The organism is Dyella acidisoli, from assembly GCF_030160295.1.
GTDB classification, from domain to species: domain Bacteria; phylum Pseudomonadota; class Gammaproteobacteria; order Xanthomonadales; family Rhodanobacteraceae; genus Dyella_B; species Dyella_B acidisoli.
Genome location: NZ_BSOB01000030.1, coordinates 1 through 25,666, shown reverse-complemented (window position 1 = coordinate 25,666; position 25,666 = coordinate 1). Strand labels below are relative to the sequence as shown.

Here is a 25,666-nt window from a genome sequence, read left to right as displayed (position 1 = left end):
GCCCGCCGCTGCTACGATGATTAACCATCCACAGCATTACGAATCAAGGAGCTTCCTATGGGCAAGGGCGATCGCAAAACCCGCCGTGGCAAGACCTACCGTGGCAGCTACGGCAACACCCGCGCGCACGTGGTAAAGCCCGCAGTGGCCGGTGCCAAGTCAACCGTGGCCAAGCCGGCAGTCGTGAAGAAGGCCGCCGCCGCTCCGAAGAAGAAGTCGGCCTGAGCTTTCCAGGCTCGCCGATACGAAAAAGCCCCCGCTGGTCGGGGGCTTTTTTGTGTGCACTTCAGGGCGATGTCACGCCGCGACGCCGCCGATCCAGACTTGTCGCACCAGTCCGCCACTGATCCAATAACAAAGCTCGGCCGGCTGCTTCGCATGCCACACAACCAGGTCCGCGCGTTTACCCACCGCGAGCGTGCCGCGATCATGCAAACCCAATGCGCGGGCAGCGTTTACCGTAATACCACGCAGCGCCTCTTCGGGTGTCATGCGGAACAGCGTGCAGGCCATGTTTGCCGCCAGGCGCAGCGAAAGCAGTGGCGAGGTACCGGGGTTGCAATCCGTCGCAATGGCGATCGGCACGCCATGCGAGCGCAGCGCGGATACCGGCGGAAGTTTGGTTTCGCGTAGTGCATAGAAGGCGCCGGGTAGCAACACTGCCACGGTGCCTGCGCGTGCCATCGCCTGGATGCCTGAGTCGCTGAGATATTCGAGGTGATCCGCGGACAATCCACCGAATTCGGCGACGAGCGCCGCGCCATCCAGATCGGATAATTGCTCCGCGTGCAGCTTTACGCGCAAACCCAACTGTCGTGCATGCTCGAACACGCGTTGTGTCTCGGCGCGGGTGAAGCCAATGCCTTCGCAAAAGGCGTCTACCGCGTCGATAAGACCCTCGTCGGCCAGCGCCGGCAACATCTCGTTGCAAACTAGATCGACGTAATCGTCGCGGCGATCTTTGTATTCCGGTGGCAACGCATGGAGGCCAAGAAAACTGGTTTGCACATGAACGCCCAAACCCTCGCCGATACGGCGGGCGACACGCAGCATGTTTCGCTCCGCACTCAGCTCCAGGCCGTAGCCGGATTTGATTTCCAGCGTGGTGACGCCATCCTCGAGCAAAGCACGCGCACGTGGTAGCGATTGCGCCAACAGCTCGTCTTCGCTCGCATTGCGTGTGGCGCGTACCGTGGAGACGATACCGCCGCCAGCACGTGCAATGTCTTCGTACGTGGCGCCGTTGAGTCGCAGATCGAACTCCTGCGCACGATCGCCGCCAAACACCAGATGCGTGTGGCAGTCGATCAAGCCGGGCGTGACGAGCGCGCCGTCCAGATCATGCACTTCGCGCGCCGTGGCCGCCGAAGCGGCAGGCAAATCGCGCATCGAGCCGATCCACACAATTTGTCCGTCCTGACATGCCACGGCGGCATCATTCAACAAGCCATAGCTGGCTTCGCCGACAAAGGTGGCCAGCGATGCGTGCGTCAGTAGCAAATCCCAGTTCATGGATCGGATTCTTCAGGTTTCGGCGGTGCCGGCGCAACCGGTTCGCCATAAGTGCTGGTCGGGCCGATTTCTTCAGCGGAAGAGGGCGGTGCTGCGTGCTGCTCCGCTTTATCGCGTTCGGCTTGTTGTCGCTCGTAGTCCTGGATCAGGCGTTCCGCGAAATCCTTGTACACCGGCGTGGGCGAAAAAATGGATGCCGCTGCACGCGCCAGCAGGCACGCGGCCATGATCGGAATCACCATGTCCTGGTTATTGGTGAGCTCCATCGCGATCACCGCCGATGTGAGCGGTGCGCCTGTCACGCCAGAGAGATACGCACTCATGCCGAGCAACACCACGGCAGTCTCCGGTGCGTTCGGCAGGAAATAGGCAATGTTGTGGCCCAGCCCTGCGCCGACCGCCAGTGCCGGCGAGAAGATGCCGCCAGGAATGCCGGCCCAGTACGACACCACGTTGGCCAACAGCTTGAGAATGCCGAAGCCATGTCCGGGTGTGTTGGGTTCGTCCTGCACAAACTCGCGCGCCTGCGCGTAACCAGTGCCATACACCGTGTTATGCGACAGCACACCGATGACCGCCAGCGCGAAGCCGCAGCCGATCGCAAACAACACGGGGTTGCGTTCGCGCAGCCGGCCGATCACAGCGAGTGGCCCACGCTGGCTCAGCAAAATCAGTCGCGCGAACAGGCCGCCAGCCAGGCCGCAGACAATGCCACATTGCAGAACCGCCAACCATGCATGTCCCAACGGAAGGCTGGTTTGTACCGTACCGAAGTAGGCGTAGTTGCCGAGAATACCCATCGATACCACACCGCCCACGAACACGGCGGTGAGCAGCAGGCCGCTGAAGCGATGCTCGAACGTGCCAGCCAATTCTTCGATAGCGAATACCACGCCCGCGAGTGGCGTATTGAATGCAGCAGCGATACCAGCCGCACCACCAGCGAGAATGAAACGCGACAGCGCCTTCGAATCGTCGAAGCCGAAGCGCCTTCCCAACCAGTACATAAGCCCCGCGCCGACATGCACGGTCGGCCCTTCACGGCCGATCGATGCACCCACTGCCAGCCCTAGCAACGTGAGCACCATCTTGCTGGCGGCGATGGGCAAAGCCAGCATGCGCGAACGAAAACCCGCATCGTCGACGTGGATGGTCGCGATCACCTGCGGAATACCGCTGCCACGCGCTGCGCGCAGGCGGCCTGCCGTCACCCAGCTCAGCAGGCCAAAGACCAGCGGCGTGAGGATCAGCGGAATCCACACGCCATGCGTCAGCAGCTTTTCGAACAGGCGGTAGGCCCAGTCGCTGGCCTTGGCGAACAAGATAGCCGCCAGCGCGACCAGCAACGCGCCGCTCCATAGCGCAATGCGGCGCTTCCATTGATAAGGGGCGAAGAACTCGTGGCCCAGGACAGCGCGCAGGCGTGGGTTGGAGGCGCTGGGTTGTGGTGACGGGGATTCGGGCATCTGGGGATTATGGCAGATGCGTCTCGCGCCTCCATTTACGCAAGGCGGGCGCCTCGGCCTTCGCCGGAATGACGACGGGTGCAGATGTCGATCTTCGCGAGGTTGTCCCCTCACCCCAACCCTCTCCCCGGAGGGGGAGAGGGAGCAGAACGAGGCATCAGCGCGATTGCCTCAACCACCGCGTCTCATACAAGTCATACCGCCGATCCTTCAAATTCTGCACTGTGCCCGCATTGCGCGCCCGTGCCAAACCTTCCAACCGCAAGTCCGCAAACAACACCGTTTCGATATTCGGCGTGGAATCCGCCGCCACACCATCACGCGCAAACAGAAAATCACTGGGCGTAAGAATGCAACTCTGCCCATACTGGATATCGAAGTTGTTCACGCCAGGCAGGTTGCCCACGTTGCCGGACATGATCACGTAGCACTGGTTTTCGATCGCGCGCGCCTGCGCGCAATAGCGCACGCGCAGATAGCCTTCGCGCACATCCGTGCAAAACGGCACGAACAGCATCAGCGCACCCTGGTCAGCCAGATGTCGCGCAACTTCTGGAAATTCCGCGTCGTAGCAGATCATCACGCCGATCGGGCCGCAGTCAGTCAGAATGGTCGCAGCGCTGTCGCCACCAGTCACATTCCACACGTTGCGTTCGCTGGGCGTGGGATGAAGCTTTTCGCGCTCGTGAATGGAGCCATCGCGCAGGCATACATAGCACACATTGTGGATGTCACCGTTTGGCTGCTCGGTCGGATGCGAGCCACCCACGATGTTGATGTTGTAGTGCACCGCCAGGCGGCCGAAGAGTTCCTTCACCTGCGGCGTGTAATGACTGAGCTTGCGGATCGTTTCCACCGGCGAGAGTTCTTCGTTCTCGATGGATAGCAACTGCAAGGTGAGCATTTCCGGAAACGTCACGAAATCGGCGTTGTAATCCGCCGCGATGTCTGTGAAGTATTCCACCTGTGTAGCGAATTCATCGAAGGCGCGGATGCGCCGCTGCTGGTATTGCACCGTGGCCACGCGTACGGAGTCGGGCAAATGCCGCGGCGATGCTACGGTCGGAATATCCGGCTGATCGAGCAGGGTAGGGTTGCGCCACACCAAATGCGCGGCGTACCCAAGCGATTCGTGATCGGACGGTACATAGCCGCGCAGCAACCCGATGATCTCGAAATCGTTGGACAGCTGGAAACTCAGTGTAGGATCGCGCCGCCGTCCTTCCACCACTGCCTGCAAGTAAGCCTCCGGCGTGCCATAGCGTTGGATGTTCCGCGCCAGGCCGGGAATGCGTCCACCGAACGTGATGCCACGCAACTTCAGATCCATGCACAACCGTTTGCGTGCCTGATACAGCCGCTGGCCGATGCGCATGCCGCGATAGTCCGGATGCACCACCACTTCCATGCCGTACAGCCAATGGCCGTCCGGGTTGTGGCGCGAAGCCATGCCGCCGCCGGTGATCTGCATCCAGGTATGCGGCGCCAGCGCCAATGATTCATCGATACGGAACGTGGCGCAGTAGCCCACGATGTTGCCTTCGTACTCCACCACGAATTGCCCTTCGGGGAAGTGCGTCTGCTGGGAACGCAGCATTTCTGCCGAATGGCCCCATTCGGGCGTGTAGATGCGGGCGGTGAGATTGACCAGCGCCGGTACGTCGGCCAGCGCAGCTTGACGCAAGGTCAGTAGAGGCGCGTTTTCATTTTTCTTCGCCATGGCTTTCATCCTTTCTTACAGGAAGTGAAGCGGATGCGAGTATTGGCAATATGGCCGGTTACACTTGGCTGGTTATACGGAGATTGTTCATGAGTGATACCGCCGCGGTCTACCAGTTCAATGCGAAACACCTCTGGCAGGAAGCACAGTGGCGCAGCGATGCCACATTCGGCGTGGATAGCGCCGGCCGGCTGATTGCCGCGGCCGGCGAATCCCCGCAATACCTGGACGGCTGGGTGCTACCCGGTATGCCCAACCTGCATTCCCACGCCTTCCAGCGCGCCATGGCCGGCCTGGCCGAGCGCCGAGGCCCTGGCGACGATTCGTTCTGGACCTGGCGCGAAACCATGTACGGTTTCGCCGAGCGCATCGATCCTGACACCTTGCAAGCCATCGCCGCGCAGCTCTATGTGGAAATGCTCAAGGCCGGCTACACCCAGGTGTGCGAATTCCACTACCTGCACCACCAGCCCGATGGCACGCCCTATGCGCAGCCGGAGGCGATGTCGCTGGCGCTGATCGAAGCCGCGCGCGAAGCGGGCATCGCACTCACGTTGCTGCCGGTGTTGTACATGAGCGGCGGTTTCGACGGCCGTGCACTGTCACAACGCCAGCGACGCTTCGGTAACACCGTGGAGAGCTACCTGCAACTGCTCGCCAATCTGCGCAAACACGAGAGCAACGATGTGCGCGTAGGCGTGGCTTTGCATTCATTGCGCGCGATTCCGGAAAACGCATGGCGCGGCATCATCGAACACGAAGCGTTGAAAACTGGCCCCATCCATATCCACATTGCCGAGCAGATCGGCGAAGTACAGGATTGCCTCGCCACGCGCGGCGCACGACCGGTGGAATGGCTGTTCGATCACGCGCCTGTCGACAAGCGCTGGTGTCTGGTGCACGCCACGCATCTCACCGATGCGGAAACAACCCAGTTGGCGCGCAGTGGCGCCATCGCCGGCTTGTGTCCCACCACCGAAGCCAATCTGGGCGATGGATTATTCCCACTAGCGCGCTATCTCGATGCTAACGGCGTGCTAGGCGTTGGCTCGGATTCGCATATTTCGATATCACCGATCGAAGAATTGCGCTGGCTCGAATACGGTCAGCGCCTCAGCACGCGCCATCGTAACGTTGCTGCGCGTGCTGCTGGTGACAGCGTGGGCGAAACCTTGTGGCGTAAGGCGCTGAAGGGTGGCACGCAAGCTGCGGATTTACCGATCGGTGCACTCGACGCCGGCAAGCGCGCGGATTTCATGATGCTTGACAGTGAATCACCTCTGCTGGCTGCGCGCGATCATCGCTCCGTGATGGATAGTTTTCTGTTCGCTGGAAATACGTCGCCGGTACGTCATGTCATGGCGGGTGGCAAATGGGTGGTGCGTGATTTTCAGCATCGCGATGAAGCGCGGATCGCTGCTCGCTACCGAATGGCTGTTACGCGTTTGGCCCATCCGTAAAATGCGCAATGTCCAGCAGGTTTGCAGCCGGAGCCGGATCATCGGAAGGCTGCTGCCCGCTACCTGGCGTGGCGGACTCCGGCTGCAAGCCTGTTGGACATCGGCACCTGCGAATCATGACGTAGGTGGCATAGAAAGCGAGTAAAGGGCGTGTGTGCCGGCGTAGAAAATGTGTAATTTCGGATTCGCGACGACGTATCATCTGTGCCGTCATTCCCGCGAAAGCGGGAATCCATCTTTGCTTTTTTGCATCAGAGCAAAATGGATTCCCGCTTTCGCGGGAATGACGGCCATGAGGGGGCTATTACGCGCGCAAGAATGTTCATGTCGGCGCACAAAGTTGCGCCGCTTGCATTCCTCCTGAACCCTCGGCATCAGTTCAGCTTCGCCCCGTCATCGCCACTCTTTCACGCAGCGTTTCCCGACACGAGTCACCACTCACCGGGAGAACACCATGCGTCGTCACCTTGCCAGGATTCTGATTGCACTTGCCGTGGTCGGCGGTGTGCTTGCGCAAACAGGCTGCATCGTTGTCGCGCCACGTCCGGCCCGCGTATGGGTGCCCGGCTATTGGGCGCCTAGCCACGTTTGGGTAGGCGGGTATTGGCGTTACCGCTGAGTACGTGACTGCGGAGTGTTCATTTCACGCGAACCCCATTCGCGGATGAAGTCGATGAACACGCGCAGCTTCGGGGGCACCTGGAAGCGGCTCGGATAGTACAGATAGAAACCGTCGAACGGCGGAAGCCACGGTTCGAGCACGCTTTCCAGGCGCCCGGCATCGAGTGATGCGCGGGCGGAGGTTTCCAACACGCAAGCAAGGCCGACACCATCTTCAGCAGCACGGACGGCGAGCGGCACGTCGTTGACGGTGAGGCGCCCGTCGACAGCAATTTCATACCAGCGACCTTTCTGCGGGCCGCTGCGATGCGCGAATTCCCAGCGGTAGATTGCACCGCTGCTGGCAAGGCGATGTTTGATGCAGTTGTGCTGCTGCAAGTCCTTGGGTGTCTTGGGGCGATCGTGCCGCTCGAAGTAAGCCGGCGATCCCACCACCACCGCACGCAGCGGGCCGCCAATGGGAATGGCGACCATATCGCGCTGCAGCCGCTCTCCTAATCGGATACCTGCATCCAGGCCTTCGACCACGAGATCGGTAAGGCCGTCTTCCACGCGAATATCCAATTGCACATCGGGCCAGCGCGCCATGAATTCGCCGAGCATGGGTTCGATGATCGAGCGCGCACCTACGGAAGGCACAGTGATGCGCACCGTGCCGCGTGGCCGGTCGCCGTGCTGACGAATCGCGTCCAAGGCCAGGTCCAATTCGTTGAGCGCCGGCGCAATGCGCTGAAGCATCTCCTGGCCCGCCTCGGTAAGCCCGACACGGCGCGTCGTGCGTTGGAGCAGACGCGTGCCCAGCCCACTTTCCAGTTGCTGCATGGTTTGGCTGAGCGCGGACGGGGTGACGTCGAGCGCTGCCGCGGCACGGGTGAAGCTGCCGTACTCGGCAATGGTGCGGAAGGCGCGCAGGGCGTAGTGGTCGCGCATGGCCGGCTCCTGGATTTATTAGTAAAGCTAAATAATGCATCAAGCTGGTGGTGGTTTTTCAACATGATCGACCAGGGCAGACTGCAACCCGTCACCCACCACGGAGTTCCCCATGTCGCTCGATCAATACTTCACCCTCGGACGCTCCGGCCTGCGCGTCAGCCGCCTTGCCCTCGGTGCCATGACCTTCGGCGAAAACTGGGGCTGGGGCACGGCCGAGGAGACCGCGCGCGCCATGTTCGACCGTTACCTGGAAGCCGGTGGCAATTTCATCGACACCGCCGACATGTATACCGAGGGCAGCAGCGAAAGCATGCTGGGCAAGTTCATTGAGGAAAGCGGCACGCGCGATCGCGTGGTGCTCACCACCAAGTTCACCTACAACGCGCAGCCCGGCAATCCCAACGCCGGCGGCAACGGTCGCAAGAACATCATGCGTGCGGTGGAAGGTTCGCTGCGCCGCCTGCGCACCGATTACATCGACCTGTATCTGCTGCACACCTGGGATCGCCTTACGCCGGCAGAAGAAGTGGTGCGCACGCTCGATGACTTGGTGCGCGCTGGCAAGATCCGCTACGCCGGTCTTTCCGATATTCCCGCCTGGTATGCCGCCCGCGCACAGACCTACGCCGAGGCGCATGCGCTGACGCCGCTAGTGAACATGCAGCTCGAATACTCGCTTGCCGAACGCCATATCGAACACGAGTACGTGCCGTTGGCGCAGAACTTGGGGCTTGGCATCACCGCATGGAGCCCGCTTGCGATGGGCATGCTGTCAGGCAAGTACAAACCCAGTCAGCAGGGTGGTGAAGGCGATGGAAGGCTTGCCAAGGTCAGTGGTGCGCCAGGCTTCGAGCGCTTCACCGATCGCAATTGGAAGATCGTGGCGGAGCTGGAAAAGGTAGCGAAGGAAGCAGGCCAAAGCATGGCGGCGGTCGCCCTGAATTGGGTGGCGACACAGCCGGGTATTGCTTCCGTGATCATCGGTGCAACCAAGCTGGAGCAGCTCGATGCCAATCTCGCTGCGCTTGCGTTCGAACTGCCGGCTGCATTGCGTGTGCGGCTGGATGCAGTCAGCGCACCGGAACGGCCGTTCCCGTATTACATGTTTGCCGACATCCAGCAAACGCGGATTCACGGCGGCGTGGCGGTGGGCGACAAGCCCAAGGGATATGCGACACCGGTGTTCGTGCCGCAGGTGGAAGCGCAGGAGATTCGGGCGCGTTGATCTCCGTTCCTTCCTCAAACTTATATCCCCTCTCCCCTCCGGGGAGAGGGTTAGGGTGAGGGGACAAGGCTTGCGGGGAGACGTATAGATGCGTGCAAACACATTTTTCATTTCTCACCGTGATTAGCCATCTGGCGAGGTTGGCCCCTCACCCCAACCCTCTCCCCGGAGGGGAGAGGGGGGCAATCCTCAGCAGGACAAAACACCATGACACACGCTACATCGCATTGGATCGACGTCCCGCATACCCGCCTTTACGTTGAGGAAGCCGGCAAGGGCGACACCATCACCATGCTGCACGGATTCCTGGTCGACAGCGGCCAATGGGACTACGAATTCGCTGCGCTCGCCGACACACATCACGTCATCCGTTACGACGCACGCGGTTTTGGCCGCTCCAGCATCGAGCCAGGCCGTTACACGCATCATGAAGATCTCGCCGCCGTGCTCGATGCAAGCGGCGTGCAACGCACCGCCTTGCTCGCCTGTTCCGGCGGTGCGGCTACCGCATTGGATTTTGCATTGGCGCACCCGGGGCGCGTCAGTGCGCTGATTTTTGTCGGTGCAGGCTACTGGGGACGCTTTGCCGAAAGCACACCCGCGGCGCGTGCTTTTCTGCAAGCCCTCGGCACATTCGACGTGAGCGGTCTGATCGACAGCTCCTTGCGTGCTTTTACCGACGGGCCGCGTCGCACGAAGAATGAAGTGGACCCCGCCGCGCGCAAGCATACGGAAGCGATGACTACGCAATTGTTCAAGCGCGACGTCAGCTACTGGACGTATGCAGCACAGGATCAGCAAACGCCGAAACCCGCAGCACTCGAACGCCTGCGGGAGATCGACGTGCCTGCCGTGCTGATCGTCGGTAGCGAAGATGTGCGGGAAGTCCACGCGCTGTCCAACGAGTTGCTGGAGGGCATTCCGCACGCGCGCATGTTCGTGGTGCATGGGGCCGGGCATCACACCAACCTGGAGGCGCCTGCCCAAGTGCTTGGTATCGTGCGTGATGCGTTGACCGCGACGGTAACGGTGGATTGATACGCCGCGGCTATCGAGCCGGACTTGCGGCGTTATCGACCACCTTTGAGGGTGGATTTATGCTTGAGGCATCCGAAATGCCTCAGTTGCGCCACGATGGACGCCTACTCAACCGACAACCTCATCCGCCACGGCACGCCAGCCTTCAAGCGCACCAACCTCGCGCTGTTCGCGGCCGGCCTGGCCACTTTTGGACTGCTGTATTGCGTGCAACCGCTGATGCCGCAATTCAGCCTGCACTACGGAATCAGCGCCGCCACCAGTGCCTTGTCGCTTTCGCTGACCACCGGCGTGTTGGCGTTCGCGATGCTGTTTGCAGGCGGTGTGTCCGACGCGTTCGGGCGCAAGGCGGTGATGGTCACCTCGCTGCTTTCATCCGCAGTGCTGGTTTTGCTCACCGCGTTGATGCCGAACTGGTACGCACTGCTTACGCTGCGCACGCTACTTGGCATCACGCTCAGCGGCTTGCCAGCGGTAGCGATGACCTACCTCACCGAGGAGATGCATCACGAATCGATCGGTCTCGGCATGGGGTTGTATATCAGCGGCAGTGCAGTGGGCGGCATGAGCGGGCGGCTGATTGCCGGCGTGGTGGCCGATTTCGCTGGCTGGCGCGCGGGCGTTGCCGTAGTCGGCGTCATTGGCTTGATTTCCGGGCTGGTGTTCTGGAAAGCCTTGCCGCCGTCGCGGCATTTTCATCCGCAAGCGCTCAACTGGCGTGCGTTGTTCGCACGTTTTGCCGGCATGTTTCGCGATCCCGGTTTGCCGTGGCTGTTCCTCGAAGGCTTTCTGCTGCTCGGTGCTTTCGTCACCGTTTACAACTATCTCGGCTATCGCTTGCTGGCGCCGCCGTACAAGCTGAGCCAGACCGTGGTGGGGTTGATTTTTGCGATCTACCTGGTCGGCACCTTCAGTTCGGCATGGATGGGACACCTGGCGGGCAAACTCGGGCGGCGCAAGGTGCTGTGGACGGCTTTCGCGCTAATGCTTTTCGGCGTGTTGTGCACGATGACCGAGCCGCTGTGGCTAATCATCCTCGGCATCACCGCGATCACATTTGGATTCTTCGGCGGACATTCCATTGTCAGCAGCTGGGTAGGGCGGCGTGGCGGTACAGCGAAGGCACAGGCGTCATCGATGTACCTTTTCAGCTACTACATGGGTTCGAGCGTGGCGGGCTGGAGCGGCGGCTTGTTCTATGCGAAGGACAGTTGGATGGGCGTAGCGTTATTTGTTGGCACGCTGGTGTTGATCGGTTTGTTGATCGCCTTGCGACTGTATCGACTGCCGCCTCTGCCGCAACTCGTTACACCGCCAACTCCCATGAGCAAAGGGGCCATGCCGTAGGTTGGGTTAGCGCAGCGTAACCCAACATTTTCGAGCAGCATTGTTGGGTTACGCTGCGCTAACCCAACCTACGTCAGCTTTTCGCTGCCGTGAGCAATTGCACGAAGCGCGGCACCAGCGGTGAGCGTTCGTCCTCGCGATACACCACGTGGATTTCCGACATGGCGTTGGCTTCCGCCAGTGGCACGTAGCTGACACCTTCCACGTGGATGTGATCGCAAGATTGCGGCAGGATCGCTACACCGAAACCGGCTGCAACCAAACCGATGATGGTGGACGCTTCGCGTGCTTCCTGCGAGATGCGTGGCGCAAAACCGGCTTCGCGGCACAAATTCATGACGTGCTCTTGTACGCCGGCACCGGCGCTGCGCGCGAACACCACGAACGGTTCCCGCGCTAGCGCTTTGGTCGACAGTTTGCCGCGTGCGTTGACACGTTTGAGCACGGGGTGATCCGAGCGCACCACTGCCACCAGCGGATCGCGGAATAGTCGCTTGGAAAGCAGCGATGTCGGCAGCGTGCCTGGGCGCAGGATGCCGATCTGCAACCTGCGTTCGAGCAACGCATCGATCTGCTGCAGCGAGTTCATTTCCTCCAGTTGCAGATGCACGGCCGGGAAGCGCTGGCGGAACGCGAAGATGGCGCTGGGAATATCCTGCGAGAGCGGCGTGGTACGCGTGAAGCCGATACGCAGTTCGCCCAGTTCGCCGCGTTGCGCGCGTCGAGCCAGATCCACTGCATGATCGGTCCGCGCCAAAATCTCGCGCGCCTCCTGCAGAAGAACTTTTCCCGGCTCGGTCAATGCCACGCGGCGATTGGTGCGCGTCAGCAGGCGTGCACCCACGGCATCTTCCAGTTGGCGGATCTGCTGGCTGAGCGGTGGCTGCGACATGCCCAGCCGCTCCGCTGCCTTGCCGAAATGCAACGTATCGGCGACGGCGACGAAGTAACGCAGATGGCGGAGTTCGATGTTCATGCTGATACTTTCGCCGCGGAGCGGGTGATGCTCAAGTGTTGCATGACTTACCCCCTCTCCCCTCCGGGGAGAGGGGGCTGATCGCGCGAGTTATTGGGCCGCCGCCGGCTCCGGCTTCAACATCCCCTGCACATCCTCAAGCTTCCCATCGCTGAAATTCGGCGTGATGCCCAAAAGATGCGCCATCAGCGGATACACATCCACGTTCGGGAAATTGTGAAACCGGATACCGCTCTGGAACGCCGGGCCGTGCGCTACGAACAGCGCCTGCATCAATGGATCAGCATTGTCGTAGCCATGCTCGCCAATGCTCAGGTCCTTGTGTTTGGCCAAGTACTCCGTGGTGGTAATACGCCAGCCCACATCGGCCAGGCACACCAGTCGTGGCACGCGCGCATTCGAACCGTAGTTGAAGCGTGCGGGGATGCGCGTCTTGTCCCAGCAATGCATGTGTTGTTGCGGCTGCTCCAACTGCTGTTCGATCGCGTTGAAATCATGGCCGCGCTTGGGATTGAAACCGGCGAGCACACCCAGGTTCACCTCATCCACGTCATCCATCGAAATCAGCTTGTCGATCAGGATGCTGTTTTCCTTCGGCACGCTGGCCATGCCGTGATCGGCCAGCACAATGATGTTCATCTTGTCGAACAGGCCGCGCTGGCGCAGGCCATCGACCAAGCGCGTCATGGCTGCGTCCGTTTCACGCAGAGCCTGGTTCACTTCCGACGAATCGGGACCGTGTTCGTGGCCCGCATGGTCGACGGCATCGAAGTACAAAGTAAGGAACGCGGGGCGCTGGTCTGCAGGAAGATCCAGCCAGGCAAGGATCTGGTCGACGCGCTGATTGGCTGTCACCTTGCCTTGGTAGGGCTTCCAATAATCCGGGTGCTTGCTCTGGATGTCCGCCTCGGAGCCAGGCCAGAACATGGTGGCGGTGCGCAGGCCGTTCGCATCCGCCGTGATCCACAGCGGCGTAGCCTGGTCCCACCACAGGCCGTTGCTCGTCGCAGATCGATCCTTCAGCGAGAACTTACCCAGCTGCACATCCACCATCGTGTTGTTCACGATGCCGTTGTGGTCCGGAACCATGCCGGTGACGATGGCGTAGTGATTGGGGAAGGTCAGCGAGGGAAATGACGGCTGCATCGAATCGGCATGCACGCCAGTTGCGGCAAGCTGCTCAAGGGTAGGGCTGAGATGCCGGTCGATATAGTCGGCACGGTAAGCGTCGATCGAAATAAGCAGCAGCGGTGTCGTGGCCGCTGCCTTTGCCTGCTGTGCTTTGTTTTCTGGCGTCGAAGCGGAAGGATGTGTAGCGCAGCCACCCAAGGCGAGGAGCGAACACAGCAACAGACAGGGCAGGCGTTTCATGCGGAAAGCGATCCTTATGGTTCGAACTACAGCCGCCAATGATGACGCAGTTGTATGACCAATTCAGCAGGTCTGGTGGCTACCATCGCCGGTCGCAAGTTTTTATGCAAACGGCCGTCGCTTCGTGCTTCATTGGCAAGCGGGTCTACAATGCGTGGCGCCTCGCTATCCCCATTTCCTTTGGAGCCGTCCCCATGGCCGCAATCGAACAGCGCCCGCCGCTGCCGCCTTTTACCCGCGAAACCGCGATCCAGAAAGTCCGCCTTGCCGAAGACGCATGGAACACGCGTGATCCTGCTCGTGTGGCGCTGGCGTATACGCCCGACAGCCGCTGGCGTAATCGTGCCGAATTCGTCAACGGCCGCGATGCCATCGCCGAGTTTCTCACCCGCAAATGGGCGCGTGAGCTGGAATACCGGCTGATCAAAGAGCTGTGGGCGTTCGAAGGCAATCGCATTGCCGTGCGTTTCGCGTACGAATGGCGTGACGATTCCGGCAATTGGTTTCGCTCCTATGGCAACGAGAACTGGTTGTTCGACGAGAACGGACTGATGGCCGAACGGCATGCAAGCATCAACGACGTGCCCATTACCGAAGCGCAGCGCAAATACCATTGGCCGCAAGGGCGTAGGCCGGATAATCATCCCGGGCTGAGTGAACTTGGTTTGTGAAACGTGGGTTGGGGTGCAAGCCCCAACCTACCGACTTGTGCCTTTCAACCAAGCCGCCGCGCCGAGCCCGGCGCGATAACCGCTTGCAAAGCACGCGGTCAGCAAGTAGCCACCAGTAGGCGCTTCCCAATCCAGCATTTCCCCTGCGCAAAACACGCCAGGCAAGGCAGTCAGCATTAGTGAGTCGTTGATCGCTTCCAGCCGCACACCACCGGCACTGCTGATGGCTTCAGCCAGCGGACGAGGCTTCTTCAAGCGCAAGGGCAGGCACTTAATGGTGCGGGCGAGGGCGTCCGAATCGTGCCTTTGCGCCTGATCCAGCACTTCATGCAGCAGTGCTGTCTTCACACCGGCTATGCCTGCATGTCGACGCAAATGCTCGCTGATCGTGCGGCTGCCACGTGGTTTGGCGAGATCCTGACGCAGGCGATCCAGCGAGCGATCCGGCGCCAGATCCAACTTCAGCAGCGCCTCACCCTGCGCGGCGATGGTGTCGCGCAGATGCGCCGACAACGCATAGATCAAACTGCCTTCGATACCCGTCTCGGTGATCACGCATTCGCCTTGACGGGTATGCTCGCGGCCGTTGGCGTCGCACCAATTCGCTGCCACCGGTTTCAATGGCGCGCCGGCATAGCGGGAAGACAGGTACTCGCTCCAGTCGATGTCGAAACCGCAATTGGACGGCTGCAGTGGAGCGACGTCTACGCCACGCTCGATCAGTCGTGCCTGCCATGCGCCATCCGAGCCGAGTTGCGGCCAACTGCCACCGCCCAGTGCCAACACCACCGCACGTGTATGCACGAAGCTTTCGCCTTCCGCCGTAGCAAAGTGCAGCGCGCCGTCCTCACGCCAGCCCAGCCAGCGATGATGCACGTGAAAGCGCACGCCGCTTTCGCGCAGGCGATGTACCCAGCCGCGCAACAGCGGCGCTGCTTTCAAATCGCTGGGAAACACGCGGCCTGAACTGCCTACGAAGGTGTCTACGCCTAAGCCACGCGCCCATGTGCGCAAAGCATCGGCATCGAAATCATCCAGCCACTTGCCTACTTCGGCTGCTCGTTCGGCGTAACGATGGTCGAAGGCCGGGCGAGATTCGCTGTGCGTAAGATTCATGCCGCCTTTGCCGGCAATCAGAAACTTGCGCCCGACCGAGCCTTTCGCTTCGTAGAGATCGACCTCGATGCCTTGTGCACGGGCGGTTTCAGCCGCCATCAATCCCGCAGGACCGCCGCCGATGATGACCAGGCTGGAATGAGGTGAGGCGGACATGCTTCGGCGTGGTGGCAAAGACCGTGCATTGTAAGCGCTAGGCGTGGTTTCCGCCCGGAGCCAGTCGGCGTATTACTGCTTCATGCTGGGGATAGCTGCGCAATAAGGCTTGCGTATCCGCCAGTTCGAACGTGTCGAATTCGAAACCCGGTGCAACGGTGCATCCGACTAGCGAATAGTCCTGCGAGCCTTCGCGCTCCGCTGCGAACCAGCATCCCGCGGGCACTACGCACTGAAATACCGCTTCCGGTTCCCGCAGCATGTCGCCCAACCGCTGCACTGTCCACGTACCGCGCTCATCCAGCATGTGGATAAGCAACGGGTCACCTGCGTAGAAGTGCCACATCTCGTCCGAGTCGATGCGGTGCCACGCGGAATAGGCTTGATCGTGCAGCAAGTAGTAAATACCGGTGGAGGCGTGGCGCTGGGTGCTCGCGCTATTCGCCGTGGTGCGAGTAATGCGCTCGTCGCTGCAGTAGGTTCGGCGATAGAAGCCGCCTTCTGGATGAGGCTGCAGGTTCAGTTGCTGGATGATGTCGGAGATGATGGGCGAGTTGGTAGCCATGTACCGACTTTAGCGTAATGCCAACATTCGCATAGCCGTCATTCCGGCGAAGGCCCATTGCTGTCCGGAGAAAGTTTCTGCGATCCGTGGAAACACAACTTATGCATTGGGCATTGTGGAGCGTTTGGAAGCGCGGTGACTCGAAAACTCACTGAGTGAGTCCCTCTCCCTCCGGGAGAGGGTGCCGAGAGGCGGGTGAGGGTTCGGGCGAAGCGTGATGCTCATTTTTCGCGCAAGTTTTGCCATTACGCGCTGATCGTATCCTCACCCCAACCCCTCTCCCGAAGGGAGAGGGGCACGCGCTGCAAACTTTCCCGGAGAGCGGTGGGCGAAGGCCGGAATGACGGTGAGGCACGTTGAAGCATTCCTTCACTGAGCAGCCTTTTGGTGGTTACTCAGCCCAAACAAATCCCCACGCGCCACTTGATCTTCCATCGCCAGCAAAAAACGCTTCGTCGGCAATCCACCACCAAACCCGGTCAAACTGCCATCGGCACCAATCACTCGGTGACACGGCAACACGATCGGCAACGGATTACGTCCGTTAGCTGCACCGACCGCGCGAACCGCCTGCGGCTGGCCGATGCGCTGCGCCAGCTCGCCGTAGCTGATCGTGCTGCCGTAGGGAATCTCCGCCAGTGCTTGCCACACGGCAACCTGGAAGTTTGTTCCCAGCGGGTGCAAGGGCAGGTCGAAGCTTGTGCGCTCGCCGGCAAAATATTCTTCCAACTGCTTGCGTGCGAAGGCGAGCTTGGCCGGATCATGTCTCCAGGTTGGATCAGGTATTTTTCGATGCTTTCCGGTTTCGAACCAGACTTCGCGCAAACCTTGCGCATCGGCAACCAGCATTAGATTACCGATCGGCGTAGGCAGATGGTCGTACCAGATGTCGTTGTTCGGAGTGTTCATGCGGCTACTCCCTTTCGAGCCGAGACCGATGGCTTTGCCTGTTCGCTTGCGCTGCGCCACAGATGCATGACGGCATAAGCGCGCCAGGGCCGCCACGCCTCGGCCAGTTGAGTGAGTGCCTTCGTGCTGAGCGCATCGCCGTCGGTCGATGCGGCGCGTCGAAGGATCAGATCGGCAGCGGGAAATGCGTCCGGATGGCTTAATCCACGCATCGCCATGTATTGCGCAGTCCATTCGCCAATACCTGGTAGCGCGACCCAGCGTGATACGAATTCCTCCAGCGATTGCTCGACGCGAAAATCCACCCGCCCATCCAGCAAGGCTCGTGCTACACCACGAATGCTTTCGATGCGCGCACCGGTAATGCCTAGTGCACTGAGGTCTGCACTCGCCAGCACTTCAGGTGTTGGGAACAAGCATTCAAGGCCGGGCGCGACCGGCACCGGCAAGGGTACGCCAAAGCGATGCACCACACGCGATGCGAGCGTACGTGCCGCTGCCACACTCACTTGCTGACCGAGAATCGCGCGCACCGCCACTTCGAAGCCATCCCAGCTACCGGGCAAGCGCAACCCAGGGCGTTTGCGCAGCAGTGGACGCAGATGCGGCGTTGTCTGCAAAGCGCTCGCGATGGCTTGCGGCTCCGCATCTAGATCGAACATACGGCGGATGCGTGTAACCACCGACAGCATCTGCGCCGGCTGCGGGCAATGCAGTTGCAGGCGCAACGCGTTTTCCTTGCCGGGCCATGCGCTGAGCCGCAACCAGCCGGGCGTTTCCGCCGGACCGAATACACGCAAGTAACTCTCATCGTCGACGACTTCGATGCCGGGTAACGCACGACCACGCAAAAAAGCCAGCACCGACGCGAAGTCGTAAGGTGGGCGATAGTTCAAGCGCAAAATCAGGCTGTCGCTGTTGCCTGCATGAGGTTTCCTGCGCAACTCGCGCGGAGCTATCCGATTGGCCTGCGCGAAGGCTGCATTGAAGCGGCGCAAGCTGCTGAACCCCGAAGCGAGTGCCACATCCGTGACCGGCATGTTCGTCTCGGTCAATAGCTGCTTGGCGAACAACAGGCGACGTGTCGTGTGGACGTCGATCGGCGGCGCGCCGAGACGTTCCACAAACAAACGACGTAGTTGTCGTGCACCAACGCCGACACGTCGCGCAAGCTCATCCACCGGATGATCTTGCAGCAGACCACCCTCAATCAGTTTCAGTGCGCGTGTCACCACATGATCGCCACGCTGCCAGGCATCGTTGCCAGGCGCCAGCTCCGGCCGGCAGCGCAGGCAAGGGCGAAAACCCGCCGCTTCCGCTGCAGCGGCCGTCGTGTAGTACGTGACGTTTTCACGCTTGGGCGAAGGCGAAGCAGGACACACCGGCCGGCAATAGATGCGCGTGGTACTCACCGCGATAAAGAACAGCCCGTCGAAACGTGCGTCGCGGCTCAGTCGAGCCCGTTCACAGGCTTGCGGGTCCAGCGTGGGGATGGGGTTGGTGTCCATGTGTGCAGGCTAGCACCATCGCTGGAGCAAGACTCGCCGTTTTCGGACATCAACGCCGGGAGATGTTTTTGTAGGTTGGGGTGCAAACCCCAACATCGCAGTGCCTGGACGATGGCGACTACAGAGCGCTCGTCGTCCCGGCGAAAACCGGGACCCAGTGACTTGCGCACGGAACAGCAAAGACGCTGGGTCCCGGCTTTCGCCGGGACGACGGTGAGGCAAATGGATAGAGCGATTTACTCAAGTTCGTGCCTGGTGCCGATCATGCTCGACAGCACGCCATCCCTGCGAATCAATCCGTGGTACAGGGCCGCACCCATGTGCGCCAAAAACGTCAAAAGCAACAACGCCGCCAGCCATGCATGCGCATGCCGCAGGACCGCAAACGCCGTGGCATTCACCGGAAAAATCGGCGGCAAGCGCAGTGAGTGGCTCAGCATCACCGGATAGCCACCCGCCGACAGCATCGCCCAGCCGACGAGCGGAATCGTCAGCATCAACGCATACAGCAGATAGTGCGATGCATAGGCGGCGAGTTTTTGTATGGCCGGAAGATCAGCAGGCAAGGGCGGTGGCGGATTGCGCAGGCGCACGATCAAACGTACGACGGCAAGCACGAATATCGCGATACCGAGTGGCTTGTGAATGGCCAGCAGCCATGCGTGTCGTTCGGAGACCGATGTCACCAGGCCGACACCGATAAACAGCATCGAGACGATCATCAGCGCCATCAGCCAATGCAGCACGCGGGCGGTCAGTACGAATTGCGAAGAGGTGCGCGTCATCACTTGGCCTCCGGCTTGGTGGTTGCGGCAGTGCCGGGGAGATGGGCTTCCTCGCTGGTGCGTCGCAGGTAGGAGGCGGCATAAGCCGCGGAGCGTGCGGGAAGCAATGGATCGTCGGAAATCGCGATGCCATGCGGAAGCACCGTCGGGTCGTAGTTGATGTCGCGGCATTCGCCGCTTTCTTGCGGTTCGGTGCTGGTAAGCACCAGCGTTCCAGCGTCGATATCGCGACGATCCGAAGGCCACGCCTTGGTCGCGTCGTTGGTGGGATCACCCGGATTGGCGAGCGTGACGATCAAGTGCCAACGTTGCGGACTTTGTGCGAGTCGTTGCGTGAGATCGGCATCCAGATAATTCGGATTGTTGCCGCCTGCTGTCGACGCGTCGCTTGCTTCCGGCACCATCCGCCAGCGCACCGCATGTCGTTCACCGTTTGCATCGACGAATTCGAATGCATTCAAGCTCCAGTAGCTTTCCGTTGCATAGCTGGCGGAAGGTTTTGCCGTTTTCACCCATGCAAGAAATGCTGCGGTTTCCGGATGCGCGGCAAAGAATGCACCGAGCTTCGCAGGATCAGGTTTGCCGGTGGGGTGATCGGGCTGTTGCGCCTGCAGCAGTTCAAAAAACGCCTGTGGAGTGCCGACGGGGAAGACCGGCATGCTGTTCATGCCCGTACGCCATTGTTGGCCGTTGGCTTGCGTGAAGCGCAGCGCCAAGCTGCGAATGGGTGCACTGCTGTCCGGCGCATAGGGATTGCCACCCGGGATCGCGAAACGACCGACTACCTGTGTGCGGCCTGGTGCAAATACCTGTGCAAGGGAATACGGCTGCGCCTGGCCATTGCTATCGAAATAGCCCATCACGCACACGCCCTTGGCGTGATTGCGGCGATAGCCGGCAAATACGCCCGCATTGGCCTGCAACTGATCGACCAGGCGCTGTGCTGTAAGCCGGTGCGGTGTCAGCCACCCGCCGACGTAGCCGAACGCAAGCACGATGATGAGCAGTGCGAGCGCGATGAACGCGAATCTCAAAAAAATGCTGGAGCGGGAGAGGGGCGATGGCGCATGCATAGGGTCACGTCCAGTGGAATGGAAACCTTCGTTACTTCGATTGTCACGATCCAATGGTTACAGCTTTACGGGTTTCAGTGCAGCGTTGCTTGCTCTCTGGCTTTGAGTGCATAGGTATCTACACGACGCCCTATATAACTGGATCGTACCTCACCGTCATTCCGGCGAAGGCCGGACGTAGCGCGAAGCGCGTAGAACGTCCGAAGGACGGCCCCGAAGGGGTGAGCGAAGCGAATCATCCAGTCTAAATACGTTGTGCGAAGCACTCAAAACCGGTTTTGTGTCCTTCGGACGCATATTTGAACTGGATTCCGGCCTTCACCGGAATGACGGTGAGGCAGAGTTCTGCTTTGCGTAAGCAGCGGCAAAAAGCACCCAAGCCTCAACGCCAATCAAATACCTTTTTCCACACGCTTCCCCACCCAAGCACATAAGTACCTGTTCAACAAAACGCGCCAGCACATGCGCAACACGCGTCAACGGCGAAACTGTTGGGCTGCAGTTTCAAAGAAGCCGGCTATTTCACCGGTGCCATCAAATGCTGATAAGGCGTCCCCGCCCACATCACATAAGGCATGGACGTGTCGGGATCAGGACTCTTCGGATACATGTCGTAGAAGGCGGCATCAGCACCCACGATCATGAAATGCGGTCCAGTCTTGATCCAGTGGTTGTTCGGCAACGGCTTCTGCGCGTAAGGGTCAGTATTGCTGGCATCCGTGCCGCCTTCGAGCATGTACATCATGCCGATCTTGCCGGCCGGCGGCGGCTTGTGCGCCACCAACGCATGGACCCATTCCATTGCATTCTTGTCCATGCACATGGAATCAGGCCCCGGCGTAGCCGGGGTGTCCGGCATGCAGGTGTAACCGTTGGTGCCCTGGCGCAGCGTGCGCATCGTGCCATCCGCATTCATGGCGACGATGGTTGCTCCCTTGGCAACGCCCGGCGGTGCAGCCCGCATGGCGCTGGCGATCAGTTGCGCATCACTGGGTGTTTGCTTGTCGGCTGCCAGCAGGCCGCTCGTGGCAACGAGCGTGGCAGCGACGACGACGGACCGGTACAGCGAGCCTTTCGTGCCCATAAATAAGGCCTCCCGCGTCGGTTGAGCAGGCCAATCCCGGATTCCGGCAACGAGTCTGGGCGCGCGTCAATTCCGTGTCAATGAGCCGTTTTCCCAGTAAAAATCGGCGTTTGCCGCAGTGCAGTTGGCGATGGCGAAATAGCGCGACCATAATGACGGTTTCCCCTTGGCAGTCTCAGGAACGTCCCGATGAACGCCCCTACCCGCATCGACACCTCCCGCACCATCCACGCCCCGCGCGGCACGGAGCTCACCTGCAAAAGTTGGCTCACCGAAGCCCCGTACCGCATGCTCCAGAACAACCTGGACCCGGCCGTTGCCGAAAACCCGGCGGAACTCGTGGTGTACGGCGGCATCGGCCGCGCCGCGCGCAACTGGGAATGCTTCGACGCGATCCTGCGTGCCCTGCGCGAACTCAATGACGACGAAACCCTGCTGGTGCAATCAGGCAAGCCGGTAGGCGTGTTCCCATCCCATCCGGATGCACCGCGCGTGCTGATCGCCAACTCCAACCTTGTGCCGGCGTGGGCGAACTGGGAACACTTCAACGAGCTCGATAGAAAGGGCCTGATGATGTACGGCCAGATGACGGCCGGCTCGTGGATCTACATCGGTTCGCAAGGCATCGTGCAAGGCACCTACGAAACCTTCGTGGAAATGGGCCGCCAGCACTACAACGGCAGCTTGAAAGGCAAATGGATTCTCACTGCGGGCCTCGGCGGCATGGGCGGCGCGCAACCGCTGGCCGCCACGTTGGCCGGCGCGTGCTCGCTCAACATCGAATGCCAGCAGAAGAGCATCGACTTCCGCCTCAAGACGCGTTACGTCGACGAACAAGCCACCGATCTCGATGACGCACTCGCACGCATTGAGAAATACACCAAGGCCGGCGAAGCCAAATCCATCGCGCTACTCGGCAACGCTGCCGACGTACTGCCCGAGCTCGTGCGCCGTGGCGTAAAGCCCGATGCCGTCACCGACCAGACCAGTGCGCACGATCCGGTCAACGGCTACCTGCCGCAAGGCTGGACAGTGGAGCAGTGGTTCGAACGCCGCAAGAGCGATCCCGCCGGCACCGCCAAGGCCGCCAAGCAAGCCATGAAAAAACATGTGGAAGCCATGCTCGCCTTCCACGCGCAAGGCATTCCCACCTTCGACTACGGCAACAACATCCGCCAGATGGCGAAGGACGAAGGCTGCGCCAACGCCTTCGATTTCCCTGGCTTCGTGCCCGCCTTCGTGCGCCCGTTGTTCTGCCGCGGCATTGGCCCATTCCGTTGGGTCGCGCTCTCCGGCGATCCCGAAGACATCATGAAAACCGACGCCAAGGTGAAGGAACTGATCCCCGACGATCCGCACCTGCACAACTGGCTGGACATGGCTGAAAAGCGCATCAGCTTCCAGGGCCTACCTGCGCGCATCTGCTGGGTCGGTCTCGGCCTGCGTCACAAGCTCGGTTTGGCGTTCAACGAAATGGTGCGCAAGGGTGAACTGAAAGCCCCCATCGTGATCGGCCGCGATCATCTGGATTCTGGTTCCGTCGCCAGCCCCAACCGCGAAACCGAAGCGATGAAGGATGGCAGCGATGCTGTTTCCGATTGGCCGCTGCTCAACGCCATGCTCAACGTCGCTGGCGGCGCGACATGGGTGAGCCTGCACCACGGCGGTGGCGTGGGCATGGGTTACAGCCAGCACAGCGGTGTGGTGATTGTGTGTGATGGTACCGAAGCAGCCGATAAACGCATTGCGCGTGTGCTGTGGAATGATCCGGGTACCGGTGTGATGCGGCATGCGGATGCGGGTTACGACATTGCTGTGCAGTGTGCGAAGGAGCAGGGGTTGAAGTTGCCGATGATTTGAAGCGGTGATTTCAAGCTAGTTGGTTCGATATTTACACCCTCGCTTTTGAGGGTGTAATTTTTTTATGGGGCGGTTTTATCGTATAAGCAGGGGTGGGGCGGCGTGTGACTGACTTCTGCAGGGGAAAGTTATTGAATTTTTTAATATTCGCTGTGAGTGGGTGCGTTTGTTTGGGGTGGTGCGCTGAGTAATATCTTATTTCTAGGCCTAATTTGCGTTAGCCAACCGAGATGGCTAATGCGTCAGACAGGGAGAAGCGAATGGCTCGTAAGAAAATCGTTTCAATTTCGAATGGCGTCGCAAGTCACGGCATTGATGAGCCAGTAACACTGCCTCCTCGCGGGAGGATGCTCGTATTTATTAGCCATGACAGTCGTGACGCAGATCTGGCCGAAGCGTTCGCAAATCTATTGTCGGATGTCAGTGCCGGCACGCTTAAGTCCTTTCGATCTTCAGATAAGAAAGGGACATCCGGAATCGAGTTCGGAACGGAGTGGTATAAGGCAATCATGTCGCAGCTCGGTGACGCGACAGATGTTGTTGCACTCCTGACCCAGCACAGCATTGATCGCCCTTGGATTCTCTATGAGGCTGGCGTGGCTAAGGGCAAGCTAGATACCAATGTATTGGGCGTTGCACTGGGTGTACCACTTGAAAAGGTCAGCTCCGGGCCATTTGGGCAGTTTCAAAACTGCGGTGATGATGAGGACTCTTTGACGAAACTTGTCATTCAACTCATTAAGAGGAATCCTGAGGCATCCCCGCGTGATGAAGCGGTAAAGATGCAGGTGCGTGTTTTCCTAGATGGAGTCAAGAAGTTGCTCGTCGCCAAAGGGAAGCCTGTCGCTCAAGTAGGTGCGGATGACTCAAGCGTAGCCAAGCTATTTGAAGAAGTGAAAGTCATGGTTAGAGAGCTTCCGGAGCGAGTTGATGACCGAGTCCGCTCAGCAACGCGTCGTGGCGATTTGAGGAAAGGCCGCCGTTTACATCCTATGATGTTCGAAGAGCTCCTATTTCATCCGGCGTTCCGTGGCGGACGAGGTGAGCCGGCTGCAGCATGGTTACTGTTTATCTCTGCCATGCGTGAAGATTTTCCTTGGCTATACGAATTAGGGATTGAACTCTATCGTGCGCTGCGAAGCGGAATTGAAAAGGACATCTCGGAGGCTCGCCACAATCTCTTGGCGATATTAGAAGTGACAACTCATGGCCCTCTATTTCATGAGATGTATCGACCGGATGAAGAGGAGTTGTTTTTTATGGCCAAGCATCTACCCCAGATGGTTGAGCGATTTCTTGAGCGAACACCCGGCAAGTTGCGTTCACGTGCAAGTTCAGGAAAAGCTATTGAAAGCCCGAAAAGCGACGACTAAAAAATCACCCAAATTAATGTGTGAAAAAGTCTCACAAGAGAACTGTGCTCAACTTAATCCGGTACTTTAAAAATTTCACGAGCGTAAGGAAGACGGAGATGGGACAAACAATTGAAGAGCTGTTTTTTGAGGCCTTGCCGACTGATTTGTACCGACATGGAACCATGACAAGCCCTCAGCTCCATAAACCGAGGACGACGCCACCTCGTCAAGCCGACCAAGTCCATGACGTAAAGATCTATACGAAGAATGGCATCGACTACGTTGATGCGACATCTGGTGGAATTTCGACGTTCAACATGCCTAACCTTCGGTTTGGCAATCGATGGTGGAAGTTGCCCAAAGGCACCAAGATTCCCTCGGGCCTAAGAGTGAGCCGAGATGCAGGTATCAATCATGCCACTGGTCAAATTCACTACACCATCAGGCCTTTACATGATATGCCGTTATCCACATTCATCACGCTACTCCAGCAGCTTTCCGCTCATGCTGTTCCCACCTTTGCCGTGCCGACCAGGCAGGTAAAGTGACATGGAACTTGGCATCAAAGAGAAACAGGTGATTTTGGTAGCGTTGCGGCGATTTTTGAGGGAGCTTGAGGATCAACTGAACTCGGGAAACGTAGACGAGGAGGAGTCCGCTGATCTCGCAAATGACGCTGCATTGGTTGATTTATTGGTGTCTCGCTTCGAGAAGGAGGCATAAATTCGCTTTCAAGCCGCCGGTGCGAAGCGCCACGGCTTAGCTCGTAGGCTGGGATGCAATCCCCGCGTTGCCGCGGGGTAAAACGAAAGCTGGGATTGCATCCCAGCCTATGTATGGACTCGCCCCCTTCGTCAACCGCTTTTTTCATCCCCGAATGCCGGCTGCATCTATGTATGAGGCCTCACCAAGGTG

The 25,666-nt window shown here is 59.7% G+C and carries 24 protein-coding genes; 11 read left to right on the top strand and 13 right to left on the bottom strand.

Features of this window, described 5'->3' with window-relative positions:
• The first annotated feature begins 57 nt into the window (after positions 1-57).
• Positions 58-225 carry a 30S ribosomal protein THX gene (locus QQJ86_RS15140; protein ID WP_284321810.1) on the top strand — a complete coding sequence of 56 codons (168 nt, stop codon included), beginning with the start codon at positions 58-60 and terminating at the stop codon, positions 223-225.
• A 72-nt stretch (positions 226-297) separates the two neighbouring features.
• Here QQJ86_RS15140 and hutI read toward each other — a convergent pair whose 3' ends face one another.
• The 3 genes from hutI to QQJ86_RS15125 all read right to left on the bottom strand — a co-directional run bounded on the left by hutI (position 298) and on the right by QQJ86_RS15125 (position 4,698).
• Positions 298-1,512 (bottom strand): imidazolonepropionase, encoded by a 1,215-nt coding sequence (gene hutI / locus QQJ86_RS15135; protein WP_284321809.1) that lies wholly within the window; start codon positions 1,510-1,512, stop codon positions 298-300.
• The gene (locus QQJ86_RS15130) at positions 1,509-2,978 is read right to left on the bottom strand and encodes a chloride channel protein (protein ID WP_284321808.1); all 1,470 of its coding nucleotides are present in this window, start codon (positions 2,976-2,978) and stop codon (positions 1,509-1,511) included. The genes hutI and QQJ86_RS15130 overlap by 4 nt, the downstream gene beginning before the upstream one ends.
• A gap of 157 nt (positions 2,979-3,135) precedes the next feature.
• On the bottom strand, positions 3,136-4,698 hold the full coding sequence (locus tag QQJ86_RS15125) for a bifunctional GNAT family N-acetyltransferase/carbon-nitrogen hydrolase family protein (protein ID WP_284321807.1): 1,563 nt from the start codon (positions 4,696-4,698) through the stop codon (positions 3,136-3,138).
• 89 nt (positions 4,699-4,787) lie between these two features.
• Here QQJ86_RS15125 and QQJ86_RS15120 point away from each other — a divergent pair, with 89 nt between their 5' ends.
• A complete protein-coding gene (locus tag QQJ86_RS15120; RefSeq protein WP_284321806.1) occupies positions 4,788-6,158 on the top strand; it encodes a formimidoylglutamate deiminase in 1,371 nt (456 codons plus the stop codon).
• Between the two features lie 454 nt (positions 6,159-6,612).
• Entirely contained in the window at positions 6,613-6,777 is a 165-nt protein-coding gene (locus QQJ86_RS15115; RefSeq protein WP_284321805.1) for a hypothetical protein, read from the top strand.
• On the opposite strand, the gene QQJ86_RS15110 is transcribed toward QQJ86_RS15115, so the two are convergent.
• Positions 6,768-7,709: a LysR family transcriptional regulator gene (locus QQJ86_RS15110; RefSeq protein ID WP_284321804.1), complete on the bottom strand. Its 942-nt coding sequence runs from the start codon at positions 7,707-7,709 to the stop codon at positions 6,768-6,770. The two genes, QQJ86_RS15115 and QQJ86_RS15110, sit on opposite strands and share 10 nt — an antisense overlap.
• Positions 7,710-7,821: 112 nt before the next feature.
• Here QQJ86_RS15110 and QQJ86_RS15105 point away from each other — a divergent pair, with 112 nt between their 5' ends.
• From QQJ86_RS15105 to QQJ86_RS15095, 3 genes are all read left to right on the top strand, one after another.
• Positions 7,822-8,937, top strand: a complete 1,116-nt coding sequence (locus QQJ86_RS15105; protein WP_284321803.1) for an aldo/keto reductase — start codon at positions 7,822-7,824, stop codon at positions 8,935-8,937.
• Between the two features lie 207 nt (positions 8,938-9,144).
• A complete protein-coding gene (locus QQJ86_RS15100; RefSeq protein WP_284321802.1) occupies positions 9,145-9,975 on the top strand; it encodes an alpha/beta fold hydrolase in 831 nt (276 codons plus the stop codon).
• A gap of 96 nt (positions 9,976-10,071) precedes the next feature.
• Entirely contained in the window at positions 10,072-11,322 is a 1,251-nt protein-coding gene (locus QQJ86_RS15095; protein WP_284321801.1) for an MFS transporter, read from the top strand.
• A 73-nt stretch (positions 11,323-11,395) separates the two neighbouring features.
• On the opposite strand, the gene QQJ86_RS15090 is transcribed toward QQJ86_RS15095, so the two are convergent.
• Both QQJ86_RS15090 and QQJ86_RS15085 read right to left on the bottom strand, forming a co-directional pair.
• Positions 11,396-12,298 (bottom strand): LysR substrate-binding domain-containing protein, encoded by a 903-nt coding sequence (locus tag QQJ86_RS15090; protein WP_284321800.1) that lies wholly within the window; start codon positions 12,296-12,298, stop codon positions 11,396-11,398.
• Positions 12,299-12,388: 90 nt separating this feature from the next.
• Entirely contained in the window at positions 12,389-13,669 is a 1,281-nt protein-coding gene (locus QQJ86_RS15085) for an alkaline phosphatase family protein (protein ID WP_284321799.1), read from the bottom strand.
• A gap of 194 nt (positions 13,670-13,863) precedes the next feature.
• On the opposite strand from QQJ86_RS15085, the gene QQJ86_RS15080 reads away from it, so the two are divergent.
• Positions 13,864-14,340, top strand: coding sequence for a nuclear transport factor 2 family protein (locus tag QQJ86_RS15080; protein WP_284321798.1), 477 nt, complete (start codon positions 13,864-13,866; stop codon positions 14,338-14,340).
• A gap of 27 nt (positions 14,341-14,367) precedes the next feature.
• Here the strand turns inward: QQJ86_RS15080 and QQJ86_RS15075 are convergent, their stop codons facing one another.
• From QQJ86_RS15075 to QQJ86_RS15045, 7 genes are all read right to left on the bottom strand, one after another.
• The gene (locus QQJ86_RS15075; RefSeq protein WP_284321797.1) at positions 14,368-15,612 is read right to left on the bottom strand and encodes a TIGR03862 family flavoprotein; all 1,245 of its coding nucleotides are present in this window, start codon (positions 15,610-15,612) and stop codon (positions 14,368-14,370) included.
• Between the two features lie 37 nt (positions 15,613-15,649).
• Complete coding sequence (locus QQJ86_RS15070; protein WP_284321796.1) at positions 15,650-16,177, bottom strand: cupin domain-containing protein; 528 nt, start codon at positions 16,175-16,177, stop codon at positions 15,650-15,652.
• A gap of 369 nt (positions 16,178-16,546) precedes the next feature.
• Positions 16,547-17,086, bottom strand: coding sequence for a methylated-DNA--[protein]-cysteine S-methyltransferase (locus QQJ86_RS15065; protein ID WP_284321795.1), 540 nt, complete (start codon positions 17,084-17,086; stop codon positions 16,547-16,549).
• On the bottom strand, positions 17,083-18,594 hold the full coding sequence (locus QQJ86_RS15060; RefSeq protein WP_284321794.1) for a DNA-3-methyladenine glycosylase 2 family protein: 1,512 nt from the start codon (positions 18,592-18,594) through the stop codon (positions 17,083-17,085). Before QQJ86_RS15060 ends, QQJ86_RS15065 begins: the two co-directional genes overlap by 4 nt.
• A 236-nt stretch (positions 18,595-18,830) precedes the next feature.
• Positions 18,831-19,379, bottom strand: a complete 549-nt coding sequence (locus QQJ86_RS15055) for a cytochrome b (protein WP_284321793.1) — start codon at positions 19,377-19,379, stop codon at positions 18,831-18,833.
• Positions 19,379-20,413 (bottom strand): catalase family peroxidase, encoded by a 1,035-nt coding sequence (locus tag QQJ86_RS15050; RefSeq protein WP_284321792.1) that lies wholly within the window; start codon positions 20,411-20,413, stop codon positions 19,379-19,381. Before QQJ86_RS15050 ends, QQJ86_RS15055 begins: the two co-directional genes overlap by 1 nt.
• Before the next feature lie 556 nt (positions 20,414-20,969).
• Positions 20,970-21,536 carry a hypothetical protein gene (locus QQJ86_RS15045; protein ID WP_284321791.1) on the bottom strand — a complete coding sequence of 189 codons (567 nt, stop codon included), beginning with the start codon at positions 21,534-21,536 and terminating at the stop codon, positions 20,970-20,972.
• 189 nt (positions 21,537-21,725) lie between these two features.
• Here QQJ86_RS15045 and hutU point away from each other — a divergent pair, with 189 nt between their 5' ends.
• The 4 genes from hutU (at position 21,726) to QQJ86_RS15025 (ending at position 25,474) form a co-directional block, all read left to right on the top strand.
• Positions 21,726-23,396 carry a urocanate hydratase gene (gene hutU / locus QQJ86_RS15040; protein WP_284321790.1) on the top strand — a complete coding sequence of 557 codons (1,671 nt, stop codon included), beginning with the start codon at positions 21,726-21,728 and terminating at the stop codon, positions 23,394-23,396.
• Between the two features lie 260 nt (positions 23,397-23,656).
• The gene (locus QQJ86_RS15035; RefSeq protein WP_284321789.1) at positions 23,657-24,769 is read left to right on the top strand and encodes a toll/interleukin-1 receptor domain-containing protein; all 1,113 of its coding nucleotides are present in this window, start codon (positions 23,657-23,659) and stop codon (positions 24,767-24,769) included.
• 98 nt (positions 24,770-24,867) lie between these two features.
• Positions 24,868-25,299, top strand: coding sequence for a Tse2 family ADP-ribosyltransferase toxin (locus tag QQJ86_RS15030; RefSeq protein ID WP_284321788.1), 432 nt, complete (start codon positions 24,868-24,870; stop codon positions 25,297-25,299).
• A 1-nt stretch (position 25,300) separates the two neighbouring features.
• Positions 25,301-25,474: a hypothetical protein gene (locus tag QQJ86_RS15025; protein WP_284321787.1), complete on the top strand. Its 174-nt coding sequence runs from the start codon at positions 25,301-25,303 to the stop codon at positions 25,472-25,474.
• The last annotated feature ends 192 nt before the right edge of the window (positions 25,475-25,666 follow it).

Bases quoted from the DNA above. Each gene is read 5' to 3' on its own strand.
- QQJ86_RS15035 (WP_284321789.1), top strand. From the start codon at position 23,657: ATGGCTCGTAAGAAAATCGTTTCAATTTCGAATGGCGTCGCAAGTCAC.
- QQJ86_RS15115 (WP_284321805.1), top strand. From the start codon at position 6,613: ATGCGTCGTCACCTTGCCAGGATTCTGATTGCACTTGCCGTGGTCGGC.
- QQJ86_RS15055 (WP_284321793.1), bottom strand. From the start codon at position 19,379: ATGACGCGCACCTCTTCGCAATTCGTACTGACCGCCCGCGTGCTGCAT.
- QQJ86_RS15105 (WP_284321803.1), top strand. From the start codon at position 7,822: ATGTCGCTCGATCAATACTTCACCCTCGGACGCTCCGGCCTGCGCGTC.
- QQJ86_RS15140 (WP_284321810.1), top strand. From the start codon at position 58: ATGGGCAAGGGCGATCGCAAAACCCGCCGTGGCAAGACCTACCGTGGC.
- QQJ86_RS15110 (WP_284321804.1), bottom strand. From the start codon at position 7,709: ATGCGCGACCACTACGCCCTGCGCGCCTTCCGCACCATTGCCGAGTAC.
- QQJ86_RS15060 (WP_284321794.1), bottom strand. From the start codon at position 18,594: ATGGACACCAACCCCATCCCCACGCTGGACCCGCAAGCCTGTGAACGG.
- QQJ86_RS15030 (WP_284321788.1), top strand. From the start codon at position 24,868: ATGGGACAAACAATTGAAGAGCTGTTTTTTGAGGCCTTGCCGACTGAT.
- QQJ86_RS15120 (WP_284321806.1), top strand. From the start codon at position 4,788: ATGAGTGATACCGCCGCGGTCTACCAGTTCAATGCGAAACACCTCTGG.
- QQJ86_RS15130 (WP_284321808.1), bottom strand. From the start codon at position 2,978: ATGCCCGAATCCCCGTCACCACAACCCAGCGCCTCCAACCCACGCCTG.
- hutI (WP_284321809.1), bottom strand. From the start codon at position 1,512: ATGAACTGGGATTTGCTACTGACGCACGCATCGCTGGCCACCTTTGTC.
- QQJ86_RS15095 (WP_284321801.1), top strand. From the start codon at position 10,072: ATGGACGCCTACTCAACCGACAACCTCATCCGCCACGGCACGCCAGCC.
- QQJ86_RS15125 (WP_284321807.1), bottom strand. From the start codon at position 4,698: ATGGCGAAGAAAAATGAAAACGCGCCTCTACTGACCTTGCGTCAAGCT.
- QQJ86_RS15075 (WP_284321797.1), bottom strand. From the start codon at position 15,612: ATGTCCGCCTCACCTCATTCCAGCCTGGTCATCATCGGCGGCGGTCCT.
- QQJ86_RS15070 (WP_284321796.1), bottom strand. From the start codon at position 16,177: ATGGCTACCAACTCGCCCATCATCTCCGACATCATCCAGCAACTGAAC.
- QQJ86_RS15085 (WP_284321799.1), bottom strand. From the start codon at position 13,669: ATGAAACGCCTGCCCTGTCTGTTGCTGTGTTCGCTCCTCGCCTTGGGT.
- QQJ86_RS15090 (WP_284321800.1), bottom strand. From the start codon at position 12,298: ATGAACATCGAACTCCGCCATCTGCGTTACTTCGTCGCCGTCGCCGAT.
- QQJ86_RS15065 (WP_284321795.1), bottom strand. From the start codon at position 17,086: ATGAACACTCCGAACAACGACATCTGGTACGACCATCTGCCTACGCCG.
- QQJ86_RS15045 (WP_284321791.1), bottom strand. From the start codon at position 21,536: ATGGGCACGAAAGGCTCGCTGTACCGGTCCGTCGTCGTCGCTGCCACG.
- QQJ86_RS15100 (WP_284321802.1), top strand. From the start codon at position 9,145: ATGACACACGCTACATCGCATTGGATCGACGTCCCGCATACCCGCCTT.
- hutU (WP_284321790.1), top strand. From the start codon at position 21,726: ATGAACGCCCCTACCCGCATCGACACCTCCCGCACCATCCACGCCCCG.
- QQJ86_RS15025 (WP_284321787.1), top strand. From the start codon at position 25,301: ATGGAACTTGGCATCAAAGAGAAACAGGTGATTTTGGTAGCGTTGCGG.
- QQJ86_RS15080 (WP_284321798.1), top strand. From the start codon at position 13,864: ATGGCCGCAATCGAACAGCGCCCGCCGCTGCCGCCTTTTACCCGCGAA.